Here is a 20,125-nt window from a genome sequence, read left to right on the forward strand (position 1 = left end):
GGCGGAACGGCAGGGGCGCCGGGCAGCAACGCGCCCACTTCCCGTCATTAAGAGGTCGTAACCCACTTCCCAGAAGCGGACATTCCCTGCCCCTGGTTCGCAATTACCTCCGACGCTTCCGTGTTGATCGGCGACTAAGCGGGGAGGGGGCAGCGCAGTTGCAAGCACCGAAATGATCCAGGGGACTGAGCTTGGTCCTATTTGCCGGCATGACCTGCCCAAAGCCATGCCGGCAATTGCGCTGATTACAGCGCGTCCAACACGGTCTTGCCGATCGCGCGGCCGCTTTCCAGCAGCGCATGCACCTGCTTGAGACTGGCTGCGTCGATGCCTGCCACCCGCTCGCGCAGCGTCGTCCGCAGCACGCCCGCGTCGACGAGCTGCGCCACTTCCTCCAGCAGCCGGTGCTGCTCGATCATGTCGGGCGTGTGGAACATCGCGCGGGTGAACATCAGCTCCCAGGCAACGGTGATCGACTTGCGCTTCAGCGGCACAATGTCGAAGCTCTTGGGATCGTCGATGAGCGCGATGTGGCCCTGGGGCGCGACGATCTTGGGAAACAGCGGCAGGTAGCGGTCCGAGGCGGTGAGGCCGGCGACATAGTTGACTTCCGCATGGCCGATCCGGGCAAGCTCCTCGTCCAGCGGTTTGTGATGGTCGATCACATGATGCGCGCCCATCTGCTCCACCCAGGCGATCGTCTCCGGGCGCGAGGCAGTGGCGATCACCGTGAGGCCGGTCAGCCGGCGCGCCATCTGGATCAGGATCGAACCGACGCCGCCGGCGCCATTGATCACGAGCAGGCTGCCCTGCGCCTGCTTGCGGCCGTGCGGCACGTTGAGCCGGTCGAACAGCAATTCCCATGCGGTGATCGCGGTGAGCGGCAGCGCGGCGGCTTCCGCCCAGTCGAGACTGGCCGGCTTGTGGCCGACGATGCGCGCGTCGACGATGTGCAACTCGGCATTGACACCGGGGCGGGTGATGTCGCCCGCGTAGAAGACCTCGTCGCCCGGACGGAACAGGGTAACGGCGTCTCCCACTCCCTCGACGATGCCGGATGCATCCCAGCCGAGAATCTTCGGGCCGCCTTCTGGTGCCGGGCTGCCGCTGCGGACCTTCACGTCTACCGGGTTGACCGACACCGCCTTCACGCGGACGAGCAGGTCGTGCGGGCCGGGTGTGGGTGCGGGAACGTCCAGGTCGAGCAGCGCGTCTTCGCGGTCGATGCTGCCGGGCTGGTGGTAACCGATGGCTTTCATGTCGAACCTCCTGATGATCGTTCGGCCGTCAGATTGTCCATGCGAATGCGTAATGCCATGGCCAGTTCCGCACGACCGCTATGCGATGAGGCATGCCCTTCAGAGTTCGCTAGGCAACGCGGCGCTCAGCGCGTCTACGAGCAACCGAAGCCGGCGCAACCGCCGCAGATCCTGGTGATAGCCGAGCCACAGGTCGCGCGGCGGCGGCGCCTCGCTTTCCAGTCGTGCGAGCGGCAGCTGGTCGCCGATTACCCGCGGCAGCACTGCCAGGCCTGCGCCGGCGACGCAGGCGGCCCCCTGTGCCTCGCGATTATTGCTGCGGAAGGCCGGCGTGGCGGCGGGCCAGCGACCGCGCAGCCATGCGACGTCGGGGAGCTGATCGAGCGCGCTGTTCATCGTCACGAGCCGTTGGCCGGTGCCGTCACCGCTCGCGCGCGGATCGCCGCAGCGCTCCAGATAGGCGGGCGCTGCATAGAGCGCATAGCGGATGCGCAGGAAGCGGCGCTGGACGATGTCGCTGCCGGAGAAAGGCACGAAGCGCAGCACCAGATCCGCCTCGCGCCGCTGAAGATCATAGAGGCGGGAATCGGCCAGCACCTCCACCACGAGGCCGGGATGCTCGATCGCGAAGCCGGCCAAGGGTGCCGCCAGCACGCGCGACGAAACCCAGTCCGAGGCGGAGAGCCGCAGCACGCCTTCCAGCCCGCGCGCGCCGCCGATCAGCTTGCGTTGCAGGGCGACCGCCTCCTCCGCCATCTGCTCGGCATGGACGAGAATTGCCTCTCCCTCGTCGGTCAGGCGAAAGCCGCCAGGCGTGCGCTGGAACAACGCCGCGCCGACCGTCGCCTCCAGGCTGCGCAGCCGACGGCCTGCCGTGGGCTGGCTGAGCCGCAGCCGCTCGGCGGCCGCGGTCAGCGTGCCCGTGTGGGCGATCTCGACGAACAGCTTCAGATCATCCCAGTCGAGGCGAAGCGTCGGTTCGGCGGTCATGCCGCTTCATCGCCGCGCGCGCGCGTCCGTACAAGATGCAGAACGCACGCTCATGCGGCGACGGCATCCGTGCGGGACGCGGTTTCCACCTGCGCACGCACCTGTTCCAGGCGGGCGGAAAGGGCGCGATCAAGGATCGACTGGGCGTCGCTGCCCAGCACCAGCCGCAGCGGCGCGGTCTCGTCGGATGCGCTCTCGATGATCGCTGTAGCCATCCGCTGGGGATCTCCGCCCGGCGTGCGGGCCGGATCCTTGAGGATATCGCGCAATTGCCCGATCGGGGTCTGGCGATAGGCGTCCAGGTCTACACCGAGGGCGGCGCTGGCGGCCGCGCGGAACCCCGTACGCGCCGCGCCTGGCTCGACGATCGTCACGCCGATGCCGAACGGGGCTACTTCCTGCGCGAGCGCGTCGAAAAAGCCCTCCAGTCCCCATTTGCTGGCGTGATACAGCGATGCGCCGCCATGCGTCGCCTGGCCGCCATAGGAGGAGATGGCGATCAGCCGCCCGCTGCCCTGCTGGCGCAGATGGGGGAGCGCCGCGCGCGCCACTTCGATCGGCGCGAGAAGGTTGGTGGCGAGCTGGTCTTTGATCTGCTCGAGAGTGAGGCTCTCCGCCGCCCCGAAGAGGCCGTAGCCGGCATTGTTGACGACCGCGTCGATGCTGCCGAGCACCGCGAACGCGTCGTCCACCACGGCGCGCACCGCCTCGGTGGCGCGCAGGTCGAGCGTGGCGAGGTGCAGTCGATCGGGATAGTGCGCGCGAAGATCGGCCACGCGCTCGATCGCGCGAACGGTACCGAATACGCGATCGCCGCGCGCGAGCAGGGTTTCGGCGAGCGCGCGGCCCAGGCCGCTGCTGATGCCGGTAATGAACCAGTTGGACATGCTGTTTCTCCTTCGCCGCTCAGGCGAGCCGGCGCAGGGTTTCGAGGCGGAGCGGTTCGGCGAGGAATTCGTCGAAGCGCGCAGCGAGCGCGGTGAAGCTGGCGCCAGCGGTGTGAGCATCGATCGCGGCCTGATCCTCCCAGGCCTCCACCATCACCACCGTTCCCGGGTGCTCACGGCTGAGATGCGGCACATAGGCGATGCAGCCCGGCTCCTCGCGAACGGCGGGCACGACCGCAAGAACCGCGTCGATCAGCGCCTGCTCCTTGCCCGTTTTGGCGACGAGATGGGCGATGAGATGGATATGGTCGGTGTCGGTCATGGATATCCTCACTTCAACAAGACCGGGCCGGCCCCGATCTTCACGCGCAGCAACTGATAGGGTGGCCTGCGCAGATCCTTGCCCTGGTGGAAGCCGGGCTGGCGGTAGAGCTGGTTGGCCGTGAAATAGAGATAGCCGTCGGTGCCGACCGACAGCGTGTCGGGCCACAGGATGCGCGGGTCGCGCGCGATCGTCTTCCAGACGCCGTCCGCGAAGCTGCGGATGGTGCCATGTTCGTAATCGCCGGCGTAGATCACGCCGCGATCATCCTCGGCCAGGCCATCCGACGGCGCCTTGGGGCCAAGGTCGCGGATCGCGGCAGCGATGGTTGCGTCGTCGGTCGCCGGGTCCCGCAGCAGCGCTGTGGGCACGGCGTAGAAGTGGCGGCTGGAGAGCGCGCAGTAATAGAGCGTCGCCCCGTCCGGCGAGATAGCGATGCCATCCGTCGCCACCAGCCACGGGCTCGCCGCGCCGCCAGCGGGCCGGTTCATCAGCACCGCGCCCTCGATGCGCGGAGTGAAGCCCGGATCGGGCATGGTGCTGGCATGGCCGGACAGACGGCGCAGTGCCTTGCCGCTGGCAAGATCGACGACGATGAGCCCTCCGGGGCCCTTCACCGAACTGTCGGTGATATAGGCGACGCCGGCCTCGCCCTGGCGGAGATCGAAGCGGACATCGTTCAGATAGGTGGTGGGCAGCACCACATCGGGGCCCAGCACTATTGTGCGGACGATCTTGTCGGTTGCCAAGTCGATCGCGACGAGCTTCGCGCCACCGGCAATCGGCGCGGCGAAACCGGGCGCGGCGGTGTCGAGCACCCAGAGGTGGTTGGCACCGTCCGCGACGACGCTTTGCACGCTGAGAAAATGGCGGGCCGGGTCGCCCTGGGGATCGTTGGTCGCGGCATCGGGATAGGCGATCACCTTGCCGCCGCGAAGCTCGCCCACCGCGAAGGGCGCCTGATCTCCCCATTGGGGGTAGTTGAGGAAGATGCGCCCATTGGGGGCGATGGTGATGCCGGTGGGAATCGCCCCGGTGAGGTTGGCGACCACCTCCACTCTGGCCGGCTGGGCAAGGGCGGGTGCGGTGATGGCGGCGCTGGCAAGGGCCAGCGCGGTGGCGATATGCTTCATGGAGCTTTCCTTTCCCGGGCTCACCGCGCAGCCAAGCCGATCTGCTGGAGGAACGTCAGATTGTCCTCCAGATGCCAATTATCGGTGATGCGACCGTCACGGACGCGGACGATGTCCGTCGCGATGAAGTCCACCGGCTCGCCTCGCCCCTGCCGACCGCCGAAGCTGCCGGTGAAGTGGCCGGTGAAGCGCAGATGCGAGACGATGCGGTCGGCGACCACCAGCCGCTGCGCGACGGTGACCTTGAGGTCGGGCACGGCCGCGAGAAATGCCTTGGACGCGGCGGCGGGACCGCTGGGCCCCTGCGGCCTGCCGGCGGGCAGCGTATGGTCGACGAAGTCGGCACCGATTGCGCGGGCAAGCAGTGTAGCGCTTCCGTTCGCCCAGAAGCCGTAAAAGGCGTCCACCGGCGCGAGCAACCGTGCGCGCTCGGCGGTCGGCATATCGGCCGCGACGATCAGCTCCTGCGGACGGGTGGCAGCAATCGCGGCCTGGTCGTCCGGGCGCGCGGCGCCGGCGCTTGCCGGCAGCATGGCGGACGTGATGGCGGCGGCAACGGCAATCCTTGTGACATGGGTCTTCATGGCGTTGTCCTTTCGTTGCCGAGAACAATGGGAAGCCTTTCCGCCGCGCTCCACGGCCAACCTCGCATGTTCACCATGCAGCGCTGCATGGGCGTCCCCTGGCTCCATCAGCCGCCATGACCACCTGCACCGTGGACCACCAAGGGCCTGCCCCCGGTGGGGGATGCGGCACATCATGCGCCGACGCATGACCATCATTCGAAGCTGGTGATGCCCCCCGGCCGCAGGTGCGTGCACGAAGGGCGCACATCCAAAAGGGGATTCTGCCATGTCCGTCATCCGCGTCGGTCACATTGCACTCGGCTTTCACGATGCGAGCGCGCGCGTGGTCGAGTCCGTCCTCGAGCGCCACGGCCATTGCGTCGAGCGCTCTGCTGCACCTCATGAGGACATGTTCCGACGCATGGGGCGTGGCGAGGTGGACCTGCTCGTCTCCGCCTGGCTGCCGGCGAGCCATGGCGCATATCTGGCGCCGTTCGAAAGTGACGTGCGCAAGCTGACCGTGCTCTACACGCCCTACTGCATCTGGGGTGTGCCGAACTATGTGCCGGCAGAAGTGGCAAGCGTTTCGGATCTGCTGCGCGGGCCGGCGCTCGAGCGGATGGAACGCCGCATCCAGGGAATCAACCCCGGCGCGGGTATCAGCCGCTTCTCGCAAGCGATCGTCGAGCGCTATGGGCTCGCGGCGGCGGGCTATTATTTCGAGACCGGCAGCGAAGCCGATTGCTTTGATCGCTTCGAAGCAGCGGTGGCAGAGAAGGCCTGGGTGGTGGTGCCGCTATGGCATCCGCAATATCTTCATGCCCGCTATACCATTCGTGCCCTGGAAGAGCCGCTGGGCCTCCTCGGCGGCACCGACGCGGCGACGCTGATCGTCCGCCGCGACGCCGAGGCTCGCGTCGGTGCCGCCGCCTTGGCGGACCTGGCGGCGCTACAACTGGGCAATGCGCGGGTGAGCGCGCTTGAAGATGCGCTGGTGCGGGACGGCCGTTGATGTCGACTTGGAAACATAACGATCCGGAGTGGAGAAGATGGCCGCCTTTAGAAGTGCCTCGCCGTCGGGTCCTACTAGACGCGGACGGTGATGGTGACAAAGTGAACGTGTGAACATGGTCGCGAAGGCCGCGGACGGAAACGGCAGGGGCACCAGGCAGCAGCGCGCCCAAAGTCGGACATTCAGGGGGGGGCGATGCCCTTCCTGAAAGCGGACGCAAACGGCGGGCCCTCAATCCTCGCGGTCGGCGGCTGGAAGTGGGTGGTTTCCCGACAGGCAGCTTTGCAGAAAATGTCTTCGAAGGCGGCCATTGTCATGCGTCCGTGCAGCCGCCTATGTTTTTGCTTTCGACCGGGAGCCAGCATGCACCAGACTCTTGTGGCGAAGCTCATCGCCTGCGTTGCTCTCCTCTCGCCCGCAACAGCTGCTATCAGCGACGATAAGGCGATCGACGGCCGTTTCGATGTAGGCGGGCGCTCCATACGGCTAGCCTGCAAGGGAGCAGGCAGTCCCTCCGTGGTGATCGACGCCGGGATGGGAACGGCACCTGTCGAAGATCCGGGCTGGAACGCCATCGCCGACCAAGTGGCCTCGATAACGCGAGTCTGCCTGTACGATCGCGCCGGTCTAGGCGGGAGCGATCCGGCACCTGCGGGGTCGCGCTCCAGCCTCGATTCCGCGGCTGACCTGCACGCAGCACTGTCCTCTGCCCGGATCGAGGGGCCCTACCTTCTGGTCGGCCATTCGGTAGGCGGGCTCCACGCGCAGGTGTTCGCCGCCAAATATCCATCCGACACCGCCGGGCTCGTGCTGGTGTCTACGACGCATCCCGATCAATTTTCGACATGGCTAACGCTGTTGCCCGCGCCCGCCCAGGGCGAGGAAAAGGCCGTCACCGAGGCACGCTCCTTTCTTATCAGTATGCAGACGGATCCCAGCAAAAACGAAGAACGGCTGGATATGCGGGCAAGCGCGAGGCAGGCGCATCTCCTCACCTCTCTTGGCAGCAAGCCGGTCATCATCGCTACGCACAGCCCGCGCTTCCGCATGGTGCCTGGCTTGTCGGAGCCGCTCGCCGTCAAGCTGGAAGACGCAACGCAGCGAATGCAGCGTGGATATCTGTCGCTGTCGACCAACGCGCATCAGAACGTCGCCGAACGGGCCGGCCATGGCCTGCCACACGAAGCACCGAAGTTCGTAGTCGACAACATTCTTCAAGGCGTCGCGGCGGTCCGGGAGCACGTAGTTCGATAATTGGCCGCGCGGCCGCCGCGCTCCGAGCCTGGCGCGAAAGCGTTTTGACTAGTCCGCTCAGAAAAACGCATTTCGTTTCATCTAATGACCGGGATTGGTCGGTAAAGGTCGCGCGGGGGAGGCAGGGGCACCAGGCAGCAACGCGCCCACTTTCGGCCATTCAGCACGCCGATCCTCGTGCTCAGAAGCAGACATCAACGGGTGAAGGTTGATCGAGCTGGCGGCGAATGCAAGCGGGTGGAAAGTGCTTGAGGATCAGCCGTTTCGGATAGGTACGACGTTTCGCCTGTTTGAGCTTGTGAGTGCATTGAAGCACCTACAAACAAGGATCCTATGAGCCTTTCCGCTTCGCCCAGCCACCTCCGCTTCCTTGATCATGACGGCGAGATTGCCCGCCTCATCCGCCATCGAGATTGGTCTGCGTCACCATTGGGAGCGCCGGACACCTGGCCTCAGGCTCTCAGAGTGGTGGTTGGCCTAATGCTGTCATCCAAATTTCCCATGTTCGTGGCTTGGGGGCCAAATCTCGGCTTCCTCTACAACGACGCTTACGCCGATATCCTGGCCAACAAGCACCCTGCCGCGCTCGGCGAAAGGTTCCAGGATATATGGGCTGAGATCTGGCCGGATATTTCACCCCTCATCGATGCCGCCATGGTGGGAGAAGCAACCTATCGTCAGGACCTCCCGCTGCTGATGCACCGTCAAGGGTTCGACGAACAGACTTGGTTCACCTTCTCTTATTCTCCCGCTTATGGTGATGCTGGGGAAATCGCCGGCATGTTCTGTGCCTGCACGGAAACCACCGGCAGGGTCCGAGCCGAACGCGCAGTACAAGAGAGCGAATCCCGCTTCCGCAACATGGCTGACCACGCGCCGGTGATGATGTGGGTCACCGATGAGAGTGGCTACTGCACCTATTTGAATCGCGCATGGTACGAATGGACGGGCCAGTCTCCTGGAGAGGCCGAGGGGTTCGGCTGGCTGAATGCAACGCATCCTGACGATCGTGAGGAGGCGGAGCGGGTGTTCCGCGAAGCGAACGGTGCGCGGTCCGGGTTCCGGGTTGAGTACCGCCTTCAATGCGCAGACGGTAGCTATCGCTGGGCGTTGGACGCAGCCTCTCCCCGTTTTGGAGACGATGGTTCGTACCGGGGATATGTCGGCTCTGTCATCGACATCCATGAGAGGCGAACAGCTGAGGACCGGCAACGAGAGAGCGAGGCCAGTCTCCGTCGGCTGACGGACGCGCTGCCCACGTTCGTGTGGTTCGCAGATCCTGATGGTGACCTTACCTATTTCAACAGCCGCTGGTACGAGTACACTGGCCAGACGGAAGCTGAGGCCCTTCCAAACGGTTGGATCTCGGTGCTTCACCCTGATGACCAGGAATCCACCTCCGCAGCTTGGTCGGACGCCCGAGCCGGAGGCACGCTATACGAAACAGAGGTTCGGTACCGGCGGCACGACGGCGAATATCGGTGGTACGTGGCTCGAGCTGAGCCCATTCGAGACCAAGCCGGATTTATCACGACTTGGGTCGGTAGCTCGATCGACATCCATAATCGTAAATTAGCCGAGACCGCACTTCGCGCCAGTGAAGCGCAGTTCCGCCTGATGGCCGACGCTGTGCCGCAGATCGTCTGGATCACGGACGCTCAGGGGCGTACGGAGTTCTTTAACAAGCACTGGTCCGACTTCACTGGCTCCGATTATCATCCGAGTACCGCTAGCGGCGTGGCGGCGGAGCACGTCCACCCTGACGATGTGGCGCTGACGATGGCTGCCTTCGACGAGGCTCGTAGAACCGGCACGACCTTCCTTGTCGAGCATCGGATAAGGTCAGCCTCGGGAAAATATCGCTGGTTCCTCGTCCGCGGCGAGCCGTACCGCGACAACGCCACGGGAGAAATCGTTCGCTGGTTTGGTGCTTCTGTCGACATCCACGACCGCAAGACCGCTGAGGCAGACCTCAAAAGACTGAACGAGACACTGGAGGCGCAGGTATCAATCCGTGCAGCAGAGCGTGACCGCATCTGGAACCTGTCGCAAGATATGCTGGCTCGTGCCGACTATAGCGGGATGATGTCTGCCGTTAGCCCGGCATGGCAGCGTGTGCTGGGGTGGAGCGAAAGGGAGCTGCTCACGCGCGACTACGCGACCTTCATGCATCCTGAGGACGTTCCTCCGACGCTCGAAGCAATCCAGCAGATGAGCGAGACGCGGCGCCCAGCGCGATTTGAGAATCGAATCGCCACGTCCACCGGCGACTGGAAGCCGATTGAATGGACGGTCGCCCCTGAACCTGATGGTGTCAACTTTATCGCTGTCGGCCGCGACTTAAGCCTCGCCAAGGCAAAGGAAGCTGAGTTGGCAGCAGCACAGGAGGCTTTGCGGCAGAGCCAAAAAATGGAGGCGATGGGCAGTCTCACAGGAGGCGTCGCTCACGACTTCAACAATCTGCTGACGCCGATCATTGGCTCGCTTGATCTGTTGGTGCGAAAGGGACTCGGCAGCGAGCGTGAGCGTCGATTGATCGACGGCGCGCTACAATCGGCAGAGCGAGCAAAGACGCTAGTGCAGCGGCTTCTTGCCTTCGCTCGACGCCAGCCGCTGCAATCGACGGCGGTGGACCTGGTCACCCTTATAGGTGAAATGGCAGGGCTTATTGAGTCGACTGTAGGACCCACCATCGATGTCCGCGTCGAACTCGATTCCGAACTGCCGCCGGCGAACGCCGACCCTAACCAGCTCGAGATGGCGCTGCTGAACCTGGCGGTGAACGCTCGGGATGCAATGCCGGGGGGCGGGCAGCTCACGATTGCGGCCGCCAGAGAGAGCGTCCGCGGAGGGCACTCCGCCGGGTTGAAGGCAGGCCATTATGTACGGCTCTCAGTCCGCGACACTGGCAATGGCATGGACGAGGAAACGCTGAGCCGCGCTGTGGAGCCCTTCTTCTCCACGAAGGGCATTGGAAAAGGCACGGGTCTCGGGCTCTCCATGGTTCACGGCCTCACTGCGCAGCTCGGCGGGGGTTTGACCGTCGAAAGCGCACCGGGACAGGGAACAGCTGTGACGCTATGGTTGCCGATCAGCGCAGCTCCGATCCAAGATCAGGACCCGGTTCGTCATTCTGTGGAGACTCGGGTTGGTCGAGGAGTCGCGCTCTTGGTCGACGACGAAGACCTTGTCCGGATGAGCACCAGCGATATGCTCTCGGACTTCGGATTCGAAGTTATCGAGGTTGGGTCAGGTGAGGAAGCGCTCACCCTGCTTCGATCGGGCACGATGCCAGACATTCTCGTAACTGATCACCTGATGCCTGGAATAAGCGGCACTGAACTCGCGCATGAAGCACAACGTATGATCCCGCAACTTCCTGTCCTCGTCGTCTCCGGCTACGCAGATGTTGAAGGGATTGCACCCGACTTGCCTCGGCTGACCAAGCCGTTTCGTAGTTCAGAACTAGCTCAAAGCATCAATGCCCTTTTTCCCGAAGCGGCTATCTAGCGTACGCAATATGCGGCATAACAGAATAGGGTTACGAGCGAAATTCGTTGATGCAACGGCTTGGCGATCATTCGTGAAGGCAAGCTTTCCTGCGTGTAACTTTCCAGCGCAGACCAATGCTTCGAAATATTAGCGCCGGCAGCTGCGCGCCCAAACTCGGACATTCAGAAGGCCAATGGACCTTCCTGAAAGCGGACGGAATCTTGCGCTGCTCGACCGGTGCGGTCTGCGGCTGGCATTGGGTGGAAATCGGCGCCTTAGATCGTCGCCAAAAAAGGCGCCCCGAGGAGGCGCCTTGAGTCGAGGATTGCATGAGTTGTAATCACTACATCGAACAGGTTGGCATATGGTTAACGGCAAGCGTCCGACCCGGATCGTCCGAGCAAAAGCGGCTCGTCTGTAGGAGCAGTCACTGCCTCAGCGCAGCGGAAGCGTCGAAAGCGGACTGGTAGTCCGGTCCGAACTGATCCATGGCCGCAACGTGCGACAGCCGATTGTGTGGAAGTGCCGCATCGGCAAGGATAGATGCCTTGGTTGCACGAGCCTGGGCCCGCTTTGAAGCGGGGCGGCCAGCCTCGGCCATGACGGTGAAGCGGGGGTCTACGCCAGCGATGCCGGCGATCGCCTTGGCAGCGCGCTTGGTGATTTGCCGAACGCGTTCTGCGGTCACACCCGTCTCGGCCGCGAGTTGCTCGAGGCTCGCACCACTGAAAAGGCGACCCTCGACGATCTCTCGCTCGCGCGCGATCGTCGCTTCCAGCTTCTCGAGGTCTGCAGCGGCGATGCCGTTCATGCGGAGGCGCGGGAGCTCCTTACGAAGGGCCGCCTCCTGACGCTTAGGCAGCGGGCGGCGGGCGAGTGCCTCCATTCCCACCGTGCGCAGGTGATCGACATAGGCACCGATTAGAGACGACTTCGCTCCGTCCGCCAGATAGTCCGAGGCGGCAGACTCCGTTGTCTCGACGGCAAACTCATCCTCGAGGGCGTCCAGGAACGAACCCATCTCGCCGTCACTGTCCAGGATGGCGTTGAGAGAGACCGTCGTGGCGGCAACCCTCTTCGCGGACGGCCGCTGATCGGTCATCACGCGGAACCGTAGGCTCTGGAGCTCGCCTCGGATCTGCCAGTTCACGAACGTCGTGAACTGCGCCTTCTCCGGCTCATACGCTTCGACCGCACGATGCACGGCGATGGCGCAGCACTGTTCAGCATCTTCGAAATGATTGATGAGCCCGTACTGCCGCACGAAGTGGCGAACGCGGGGTGCGATGAGCTTCATGATCTGCGCATGCGCGCGGTCCACGTTCACACGCTGCCGGTTGGTCGACGTTGCACCGTCCTTGGGACGGTTCTCGAGGATAACTGCAACTGCCGCTTCAAGCGCGAGCGTGGTCTGGGACGTCATGATCTTCCCCTGGTTCGCGGCCGGACATCGTGAGGCCCGGGCACCAGGGAAAATTGCCGTTAACCAGTTAACGAAGTGGTAAACGCCAGTTTAGGTGGAAACGCGTATCGGCTTGCGGCTGGCTTCGCAGGTACCACACGCGCAAAGCCCTCAGCACTACCCGTGAGCCAACTCAGTGGCGAGGCATCGGCGCGTGACCCAAAGGTAGATGGTACATCACGGAAAGGTCGTCGCGGCGGTCGACTGCTTGTCCGCACATGGGGCAGACATCAAAATGACGCAGTTCGTCCACGGCACGATCTCGGCTAAGCTCTCGAGAAGAGCGCTCTTCGGGGAGAGCAGCGGCTACGAAATTCATCATCGACAGGCTCCCTGTTAGCGTTTCCTTTACCATATAGAGGCTAGCGCAGGGGTTCGGTTTAGCTGCGTGAAATTTTTCCGGCGGAGCAGCCAATGGCACGGGGCGCGACGTAGCTCACCCGCGAATACATGATGATTCGGTGCTCAGATGCCTACCATCTGACCAGTGAGTGGTCGTCCCGTCCACCTTCGTAGCGATCAAGCGCCTGCGTTACCTGGAGAGAAACCGGACCGCTCCCGGTGCGCGGCGGCACGCCGTAGAACTCGCGAGACCTGATCGATGGAATAGGGCTTGTGGATCAACTCGAAACCGTCGGTTCCACCGGCGGCCAGAACGTGGCTGTAGCCGCTGGCCAGCACGATCGGGAGCCCACCATGCAGGCGGCGGATTTCCTTGCCCATCTCGATGCCCGTCATGCCCGGCATTACGACATCGGAAAAAACCACATCGAAGCGCTCGGGAGCGCTGTTAACCTCCCGCAGCCCTTCCAGCCCGTTCGTCGCCAAGACGGTGCTGAAGCCGAGCTGGTCTAGAGCATCGACGGTGCTCGCCGCTACCTCCGCATTGTCCTCCACTACCAGGACGCAAGGGGTCATGTCGGTGACAATCTCATCTTCGACCGAAGCAACGGCCTCGTTTGAGACGGGCGCTTCGATCTGAGGCAAATACAAGGTGAAGCGGCTGCCGGCGCCGACTTCGCTTTCTACCTGGATGTCGCCCCCAGATTGACGTGCGAATCCGAATACCTGCGAAAGTCCAAGGCCCGTTCCCGAACCCGTAGGCTTTGTGGTGTAGAAGGGCTCGAAGATGCGCTCGCGGTCCGATGGCGGGATACCAGTTCCTGTGTCCACGATAGTTACCGCAACGAAGGGCCCCGCTATGGTGGGGCGTTCCCGAAGAGCGGGCATCGAATCAACCGCTTCTATGTTAATTTGGACGCGACCCTCGCCAGCCATCGCATCACGGGCATTGACGACAAGGTTGACCAAAGCGGTATCGAACTGGTTTTTGTCCGCGCGAACGCAGACTGGTTCGTCAGGCAAGACTCGCGATATTACGACTCTGGTGCCGACAAGTGTTTTGAGCATTTCCTCTATCGAATCAAGGTTCGCTCTCACATCAAAGGGTTGCGGCGTTAGCGTTTGCCTCCGAGCAAATGCGAGAAGCTGCTGAGTGAGCTTCGCGGCCCGACCGACTGCTTCATCGATTGCGCCGATGTATCGCTCCCGGCGCCCCTCCTTCTGGGTGGGCAACTTCAGCATCTCGATCGCCGACTTCACGATCGTCAGCAGATTGTTGAAGTCGTGCGCGACGCCGCCCGTTAGCTGGCCGACCGCCTCCATTTTCTGTGACTGTCGAAGCGCATCCTCGGCGGTGCGAAGTGCGGCCTCGGCTCGAAGCCTGGCGCTGATGTCCTTCGCGTGGTGAAACGCACCGATGATCGTCCCATCGGCGTCTCTCAAGGGGGCATAGTAGATGTCCCAATAGGGTTTGGAGAGATCAGGGTCGCCGAACTCCTCGGTGACGTTGAACACCTCCCCCGAAAGCGCTCGCGACATGAAGCCGCGGATGATCGGGCGCTGCTCTGGAAGGAACAAATCCGGGAAAACATCTCCAATTTGGACATGATAATTGTAGATACGATAGAACTCATCGCTGTGAGCGCGATTGAAGGCGATAAGTTTAAACTCATGATCAAAGGCGCAGATCGGAGACTGGTCAGACTGCCCGATAATCTCCCATAATGCAGAAGATGCGTTCGTCATCAATGTGCAAGCTCGACCTGTTGCGCCTGGCGGGCAATAACTTTCCGCAGCCTTCGCTTAAGATCAAGTTAATTTTTGCATCTGTTTTCGCGAGAATAGCGCTTTGCGCGAGAGTTAGTCTCACCTCCGCTGTCCGGTGGAGGGCATCCCAGCGAGATCGGCGGCTGTGGCCGGCTCGGTGTGAGAACCAGCAGGCGCCCAAGCCCTCGGAGGCCTCGTTGGAGGTCTCACCAGGCTCGGGGCGTTCCTCCAATTCGCTGCGCAACGGCTTGCTCAATTTCATTCAGCTCTGCTTGGCTGAGTACCCCTGCGACGTGCATCTTGCGCATTAGCTCCTCAACCAAAGCGGCGAGGAAGTGCAATTCCGCGCGTTCAGAGCTGATGTCCTCGTCCGTCGTGCTAACGCTCATTTTTGATCCCCTATCGCGAACGCAATGTCCTGCATTTTGCATAGAGGCCGATAACAAAGAAGGATAACAAGGCTAATTTCCGGGAGCCGGCAGACCCTCGGGCAGCTGCGCGCCCCACTTTCAGCCGCTAGGAGGCGCTTGAGGGCTTCCCAGAAGCGGACACCACGTCGCGGGGTGGAGTTTGAAGGGGCGACCGCTCAGCGCATACCAAGTGCGAGCCCTCACGCTGCCTATGCTCCTCGTAAGGGCTTCGGACGACTGGCTACTCTCGCTGATCCGGTAATGCTCGGAGGGGGATCATAGCCGAGCGTTAAGCCTCGATATCTATCAAGTTCACTGCCACCTCCGTTCCCCCCATCCCGCGGAGGTGGCGCGGCACTTAGACGCGTTCTTGTCCTGGTCACAGTTGGCCATGGAGAGGAGCAATGTCACATTCGCAGTACGATCCAGCTCTACAGTCGCGGCCCGCATGGAACGCTGGAAGGTCGGTAGGTATAAAAAGACCGCTGACGCAGAAGCAGATTTGGGCAATACGCTTTTTTCTAGATCGAGAAGGTCGCGTCCGCGATAGGGCACTTTTCGATTTGGCCATCGACAGCAAACTACGTGGCTGTGATCTTGTAAAGATTAAGATTGGCGATCTAGTTTCAGGCGTAAATGTCAGAACCCGCTCGATTGTCGTGCAGCAGAAGACAGGCAGGCCAGTGCAGTTTGAACTGACCTCGGATGTGCGTGGAAGCCTGCTGGCTTGGCTAGAGTGCCGGGGCGGATCAATTCAGGATTTTGCATTCCCAAGTCGAGCGAACCCGGCTGAGCACCTAAGCGTGAGGCAATACGCACGCCTCCTGCACGAGTGGATAGATGCCGTGGGTCTACCAAGCGCGGAGTACGGCACGCACTCTCTGCGCCGCACCAAGGCCGCGATGATATATCGGGCAACAGGAAATTTGCGTGCGATCCAGATCCTGCTGGGTCACTCTAAGATTGAAAACACTGTCCGATACCTCGGCGTCGATGTGGAGGACGCGCTGCTGCTTGCCGAGCGGACGGAGATTTGAGCGCAAGGCGGCCCAGTTCCGTTTAATGGGCCGCCATTTCGCTGCCGCTGCGCGCGTCCTTCCTGCCGCTCAGAGGCTCCGTAGCGCTCCCTAAAAGCGGTCATGGGTAGCCCTCCGTCGGACGACGTGAAACCCCTTTGCCATATCGCCGTTGAGCGGCGATGGCAGCTATTGCACATCTTTCGGATATCCACTTCGGAGCCAACGACCCCAAGATTGTAGCCGCGACCGAGGCTTGGCTGCAGGCCCGCCAGCCTGACCTGGTGATCATAAGCGGAGACCTCACGCAGCGTGCGCGCGTCAGCCAGTTTCGTCAGGCCGCCGCTTATGTGAATCGCCTTCGCGCAGCCGGCCACAACCTGTTGGTGGTACCCGGAAACCATGATGTACCGCTCTATGACGTCGTTCGGCGGTTTGCGGCACCGCTTCAGCGGTACAAGCGCTACATCTCAAACGATCTTTGCCCGTGGTTTGAGAATGACGAGATCAGCGTCCTCGGGATCAACACCGCACGTTCGCTTACGATCAAAGACGGTCGGGTTAATCGCGAGCAGATCGCCTTGATGAAAGGGCGCTTCGCGGCGGTCAGCTCAAGCAAGACGAAGATCCTGGTCACCCACCACCCGCTCTTCTCGATGCCGATCGGCGCCGGCGGCGAACTAAGCGAAGCGGTCGGTCGACATGATGAGGCAGTCAAGGGCGCGTGCGAAGCCGGGGTGCACATAGCCCTCGCGGGGCACTTCCACAGGACCTATGCCGAGTCCGCGCGGAAGATGGCTGAGAAGGCGGGCTCCGCGATCATCATCCAGGCAGGGACCGCTACCTCGACCAGGCTACGAAATGCGGAGCCGCAGAGCTTCAATTGGCTTGAAGTAGCCAGCCATGACCGCTTCAGCCTCCAAGTGATCGCGTGGGGCGGCACGTCGTTCCTCGAAGGCAGCAAGGTTGCCTTCACGTACGACGGTGGGGAGTGGCAATCCCGTAAGGACCTCTGATCACCCGCGGGCTCTCGCCGCAGGGGGTGCGGCTCTACGCCTGCGTTTGCGTGTGAGAAGGCCGTGATGCCGGTCGGATAGCGAAGATGCGCCCGGACGTTACCCGTCGGCGGGCCTGGGTCGCTGGATAGTTTGCCACCTCCGCCAGGAGTGGGGGATCTCGGAGGTGGCGAGAACCTGTTTAAGGGCTCGATCTTAATGAACTTCCCCGCGGCGTATCCGGGTTGTTCCGCGCGCGCAGGGTGGCGGCGGGCCGTCGATCTCATCAGTAGTGTGAACGGCCAAGCCGGCGAGCGGAGGGTGCTAGGCAGCTGCGCGCCCAAAGTCGGACATTCAGGGGGCCGATCAGCCTTCCTGAAAGCGGACGCAAACGGCGGGCCCTCAATTCTCGCGGTCGGCGGCTGAAAGTGGGTGGACTGCAGACGGTCGGCTAAGGGACGAGAAGCAACAATAGATGCCATCTCTCGACGGCAAGCTTTCTCGGCGGCTTTGGACCTTTTCTAGTCAGTTCGATTGAGGACATTCGTGAGCGCGGCCCCTTTCGGCTTTCGTGGAGAGGCCTGCTGGTCGGCCTTGACTCTTAAATCTACATATGTTGAAGATAAGAAGTGATGCGAAAGCGGCTACCCTCGAAGCAGATGCTCTCACTCCTTAATGCGCTGTCCAGTCGGCGGTGGCGCCATGGCTATGATCTGATGAAGGAAACGGGTCTGCTCTCGGGCACACTCTATCCGCTGCTGATGAGGATGACCGATCAGGGACTGGTCGAGGCTGAATGGCGCGAGCCCGCCCAGGTCGGCCGCCCTGCACGTCACGCTTATCGGCTGACCGCCGACGGTTATGCGCTGATGCAGGACATCGCGCTCCGCGACGGTACGCTAGCAGGGAAGGTCGTTCGGGTATGATGCCGGCATTCTCCCGCGCACTGATGGCGCTTGCATGCCGATGCCTGGGCGAAGGCCGACGCGAGTGGGCGCAGGCCATGCGGGCAGAGTTCGATGCCGTCGTCGAGGATGGGCGCCCGCTGCCATTCGCGATCGGATGCCTGTTCGGCGCGCTGCGTCAGATGCCCATGCAGGAAGAGGGGCGGTTCATCCTGACGAACTACACGCTCGCGCTCGGCATCATGATGCCCATGGCGGCACTCCAGGTCGGCTGCGCGGTTTTCGGCCTGCCCTATCTGTTCCCGGGGACGGAGGGGCTGCGCGGAACGATGATTCCTGCGCAAGAGCTTCTGTTCGGTGGCGCCTATCGTGCGGCGGTGCCGTCGCTGACCATCCTGCTGCTTCTATCCGGCGGCGGACAGCTGCGCGTCGCCTGGCTGATGCTCGAACGCGATTGGTCGCGCGTCACATCGACCGGCATGGCCATCCTTGCCACAATAGCGACGCTGATTCTCTTCATGGGCACCTTGTTCCTCGATACCAGCCAAGTCGTCACCCAGGGCGCAGTACTTGCGGTCGAGTTGGTGGTGCTCGCGGGCCTCTCCCGCTGGCATGCCGAGCTGACCCCGCCGCCGCCCGAACGCTCGAGCGGATAAGCGCAGACCAGCGCTTCGCTGGCCGCCCGACGACCATCCTCCGTCCCGTCCCCATGCTGGAGAAAAAACGATGCCGCAGGCACGAACGCTGCTGCTCGCCTTATTGCTGAGCACGATCACAGGCACCCCCGCGGCCGCGCAGACCGCACGGCCCGCTTGTCCGGAGCCGTCCGCAGCAGCAGGCGGACCGAGCAACGCGCATACCCGCTTTGTTGAGACGAACCTCCAACCGCCCGTCATCAAGCCGGGCGACAGGCCGCTCACCCTCGCCGAGGAGATGCGCCGGTACGACGTGCCGGGAATTAGCGTCGCGGTAATTCATGGCGGCAAGATCGCTTGGGCGCGCGGCTGGGGCGTTCGCGATCTCACGAGCTGTGCACCGGTCACGCCGAACACCGCTTTCCAGGCCGCATCGATCAGCAAGGTCGTGACGGCCGTGATAGCACTGCGGCTGGGCGAGCAAGGCAAGATTGGGCTGGATCGGAACATCAACGAGGCGCTGCGTTCCTGGCAACTACCGAAGGACGAGAAACTGGCACCCAACGGCGTCACCCTTCGCGAGCTGCTGAGCCACACGGCGGGGCTGAACGTTCATGGTTTCGATCACGGGTATCAGCCCGGCGCGACGCTCCCCACCACCGTTCAGATCCTGGAAGGCGCCGACAGCCCGCCCGTTCGCAGCATACTTCCAGCAGGCGAACAGTTCGAATATTCCGGCGGCGGCTACGTGGTGGCGCAACTCGCGCTCACGGACGTAAGCGGAATCTCCTTTACTGACCTCGCGCAACGCGAGGTGCTGGGCCCGCTTGATATGAAGCGCAGCGCCTTCGCCATGCCGCCGTCGCGGGCGATCCGCGCCGACATGGCATTCGGCTCCGCCTGGGGCAAACCGATCCCGGGCAACTACGAAGTCCTGCCGCAGCTCGCGCCGGCGGGCTTGTGGACAACCGCCGGTGATCTCGCGCGCCTGCTGATCGACCTGCAGGCCTCCGCGGCGGGCAAGAAGGGCCACCGCCTTTCGCCCGCCATGACGCGTGAGATGATGATCCCGGTCAAGGGCAACTGGGGGCTCGGCCTTGCCCTTTATACCGACGGTCCTCTGCGCTTCGGGCACGATGGCGTGAATACCGGCTTCGATTCTTTCATGATCGCTTATGCCGGTAAGGGCGACGGCATCGTTGTGATGACCAATGGTGGCGATGGCCGACGACTTACAGCAGACGTCGTCCGCGCCGTTGCGACCGACTATGGATGGCCGGAGATCGCGGCGCCGGCGACCGAGGAAAAGGCGCTGTCGCTCGCCGAGCTTTCCAAAGCTGCCGGGCACTTCGAGGGTGGTGGGCTCAAGGTCGATTTTGAAGCACGCCCCGAGGGATTGTTTGCAAGGCTCGTCGGCGCCCCAGCCTTCGAGCGTCTGATCGCTCTCTCGCCCAGGCGCTTTCGATCCGAGCAGACGGGCATCACGTGCGAGTTCGCGCCGGACTTTTCGAGCTGCACGATCATCGAAGGCGGTCCGCCGATGAAGCTGGTGCGTTCGAAGGCGATATCATCGGCGACTATAGGCAACTGAGCCATTCCCTATCCGCTGAGATGCACGTCCAATACGTGAAGTGGCCAGCAGCTTGGTCTAGCATGTGCCCGAAGCTGAACCCTTCTT

17 protein-coding genes are annotated in these 20,125 nt (G+C 62.9%); 8 read left to right on the forward strand and 9 right to left on the reverse strand.

Annotated features, from left to right (window positions below):
• Window positions 1–245 precede the first annotated feature (245 nt).
• The 6 genes from ABIC65_RS21995 to ABIC65_RS22020 all read right to left on the reverse strand — a co-directional run bounded on the left by ABIC65_RS21995 (window position 246) and on the right by ABIC65_RS22020 (window position 5,175).
• A complete protein-coding gene (locus tag ABIC65_RS21995; protein ID WP_354311647.1) occupies window positions 246–1,259 on the reverse strand; it encodes a zinc-binding alcohol dehydrogenase family protein in 1,014 nt (337 codons plus the stop codon).
• Window positions 1,260–1,358: 99 nt separating this feature from the next.
• Complete coding sequence (locus tag ABIC65_RS22000; RefSeq protein WP_354311649.1) at window positions 1,359–2,249, reverse strand: LysR family transcriptional regulator; 891 nt, start codon at window positions 2,247–2,249, stop codon at window positions 1,359–1,361.
• Window positions 2,250–2,299: 50 nt separating this feature from the next.
• Window positions 2,300–3,136 carry an SDR family oxidoreductase gene (locus tag ABIC65_RS22005; protein ID WP_354311650.1) on the reverse strand — a complete coding sequence of 279 codons (837 nt, stop codon included), beginning with the start codon at window positions 3,134–3,136 and terminating at the stop codon, window positions 2,300–2,302.
• 19 nt (window positions 3,137–3,155) lie between these two features.
• Entirely contained in the window at window positions 3,156–3,458 is a 303-nt protein-coding gene (locus ABIC65_RS22010) for a putative quinol monooxygenase (protein WP_354311651.1), read from the reverse strand.
• Window positions 3,459–3,466: 8 nt separating this feature from the next.
• Window positions 3,467–4,591 (reverse strand): L-dopachrome tautomerase-related protein, encoded by a 1,125-nt coding sequence (locus ABIC65_RS22015; protein ID WP_354311653.1) that lies wholly within the window; start codon window positions 4,589–4,591, stop codon window positions 3,467–3,469.
• A 20-nt stretch (window positions 4,592–4,611) separates the two neighbouring features.
• Window positions 4,612–5,175 (reverse strand): ester cyclase, encoded by a 564-nt coding sequence (locus ABIC65_RS22020; protein ID WP_354311654.1) that lies wholly within the window; start codon window positions 5,173–5,175, stop codon window positions 4,612–4,614.
• 268 nt (window positions 5,176–5,443) lie between these two features.
• On the opposite strand from ABIC65_RS22020, the gene ABIC65_RS22025 reads away from it, so the two are divergent.
• From ABIC65_RS22025 to ABIC65_RS22035, 3 genes are all read left to right on the forward strand, one after another.
• A complete protein-coding gene (locus tag ABIC65_RS22025) occupies window positions 5,444–6,169 on the forward strand; it encodes a glycine betaine ABC transporter substrate-binding protein (protein ID WP_354311655.1) in 726 nt (241 codons plus the stop codon).
• Between the two features lie 363 nt (window positions 6,170–6,532).
• Window positions 6,533–7,423, forward strand: a complete 891-nt coding sequence (locus ABIC65_RS22030) for an alpha/beta fold hydrolase (protein ID WP_354311657.1) — start codon at window positions 6,533–6,535, stop codon at window positions 7,421–7,423.
• A 333-nt stretch (window positions 7,424–7,756) separates the two neighbouring features.
• Window positions 7,757–10,933, forward strand: a complete 3,177-nt coding sequence (locus tag ABIC65_RS22035) for a PAS domain S-box protein (RefSeq protein ID WP_354311658.1) — start codon at window positions 7,757–7,759, stop codon at window positions 10,931–10,933.
• 409 nt (window positions 10,934–11,342) lie between these two features.
• Here the strand turns inward: ABIC65_RS22035 and ABIC65_RS22040 are convergent, their stop codons facing one another.
• The 3 genes from ABIC65_RS22040 to ABIC65_RS22050 form a co-directional block, all read right to left on the reverse strand.
• The gene (locus tag ABIC65_RS22040; protein WP_354311659.1) at window positions 11,343–12,338 is read right to left on the reverse strand and encodes a sigma-70 family RNA polymerase sigma factor; all 996 of its coding nucleotides are present in this window, start codon (window positions 12,336–12,338) and stop codon (window positions 11,343–11,345) included.
• 558 nt (window positions 12,339–12,896) lie between these two features.
• The gene (locus ABIC65_RS22045; protein WP_354311660.1) at window positions 12,897–14,465 is read right to left on the reverse strand and encodes a PAS domain-containing sensor histidine kinase; all 1,569 of its coding nucleotides are present in this window, start codon (window positions 14,463–14,465) and stop codon (window positions 12,897–12,899) included.
• A gap of 227 nt (window positions 14,466–14,692) precedes the next feature.
• A complete protein-coding gene (locus ABIC65_RS22050) occupies window positions 14,693–14,875 on the reverse strand; it encodes a hypothetical protein (protein ID WP_313540432.1) in 183 nt (60 codons plus the stop codon).
• A 425-nt stretch (window positions 14,876–15,300) separates the two neighbouring features.
• Between ABIC65_RS22050 and ABIC65_RS22055 the strand changes: the two genes are divergently transcribed.
• From ABIC65_RS22055 to ABIC65_RS22075, 5 genes are all read left to right on the forward strand, one after another.
• Entirely contained in the window at window positions 15,301–15,933 is a 633-nt protein-coding gene (locus ABIC65_RS22055; RefSeq protein WP_354311661.1) for a tyrosine-type recombinase/integrase, read from the forward strand.
• A gap of 161 nt (window positions 15,934–16,094) precedes the next feature.
• Window positions 16,095–16,928 (forward strand): metallophosphoesterase family protein, encoded by an 834-nt coding sequence (locus tag ABIC65_RS22060; protein WP_354311663.1) that lies wholly within the window; start codon window positions 16,095–16,097, stop codon window positions 16,926–16,928.
• Window positions 16,929–17,566: 638 nt separating this feature from the next.
• Complete coding sequence (locus tag ABIC65_RS22065; RefSeq protein ID WP_354311664.1) at window positions 17,567–17,833, forward strand: PadR family transcriptional regulator; 267 nt, start codon at window positions 17,567–17,569, stop codon at window positions 17,831–17,833.
• Window positions 17,830–18,468 (forward strand): hypothetical protein, encoded by a 639-nt coding sequence (locus ABIC65_RS22070; RefSeq protein WP_354311665.1) that lies wholly within the window; start codon window positions 17,830–17,832, stop codon window positions 18,466–18,468. Before ABIC65_RS22065 ends, ABIC65_RS22070 begins: the two co-directional genes overlap by 4 nt.
• Before the next feature lie 70 nt (window positions 18,469–18,538).
• The gene (locus ABIC65_RS22075; RefSeq protein ID WP_354311666.1) at window positions 18,539–20,038 is read left to right on the forward strand and encodes a serine hydrolase domain-containing protein; all 1,500 of its coding nucleotides are present in this window, start codon (window positions 18,539–18,541) and stop codon (window positions 20,036–20,038) included.
• Window positions 20,039–20,125 lie beyond the last annotated feature (87 nt).

This window comes from Sphingomonas trueperi (genome assembly GCF_040545665.1).
In the GTDB taxonomy this organism is placed as follows: Bacteria; Pseudomonadota; Alphaproteobacteria; order Sphingomonadales; family Sphingomonadaceae; genus Sphingomonas; species Sphingomonas trueperi_B.